This is a genomic window from uncultured Virgibacillus sp. (genome assembly GCF_947495635.1).
Classification (GTDB): domain Bacteria; phylum Bacillota; class Bacilli; order Bacillales; family Amphibacillaceae; genus Virgibacillus; species Virgibacillus salarius.
Genome location: NZ_CANMAB010000217.1, coordinates 1 through 648 on the forward strand (window position 1 = coordinate 1; position 648 = coordinate 648).

Here is a 648-nt window from a genome sequence, read left to right on the forward strand (position 1 = left end):
TGGTAGCCGGATCGACGCAACTGAATGGAGAAGCATTAGAGGATGCGGATATTTGGAATGAAGGAAAGTTAAGGATTAGTGAAGTAGAAGTAAAAGCAGGAGAAACGGCAACGATTATGTTCCAAGTAGAAGTATTAGAAAGTGCGTTAAATACAACGGTAGAGAATATCGCAATGGGCCATGATCCAGAAGATCCGGAGAATCCAATTGAAACGCCACCAACGGAAACAGAAGTGGTTCCAGATGCAGGGGAACTGGTAGCGGATAAGGCAGTCTACGATGCGGAAGGAACATCGATAGACGGAGAGGAAGTAGCTGTTGGTGATGAGCTGACGTATACGATAACGACAGAAAATATTGGAGGTCCTACGACGATTGTCAATAATGTAACGGTCGTAGACGATATACCAGCCGGATTAAGCTATGTACCAGGTACTTTAACGGTGAATGGTGAGTCATATGCGGACAGTTATGTAAGTGGACAAGTGGTTACGATCGATGACATCGGCAGCCTGGTTGGAGGAGATCGTGTAGAAGTAAGCTTCAGTGTGGTAGTGACAGAAGAAGCAAAGGGAACTGTGACGAATATTGCGACGGTCACAGGAGAAGTGCCAGGAGAGGATCCAGAAGATCCAAATGAACCAGAAA

Annotated in this window: 1 protein-coding gene; it reads left to right on the plus strand. The window is 45.7% G+C overall.

All coding sequences use genetic code 11. The annotated features are described in order from the left end of the window. Positions 1-648 (plus strand): isopeptide-forming domain-containing fimbrial protein (locus Q1A47_RS20555; RefSeq protein WP_299632753.1); only part of this gene is annotated, 648 nt, incomplete at both ends.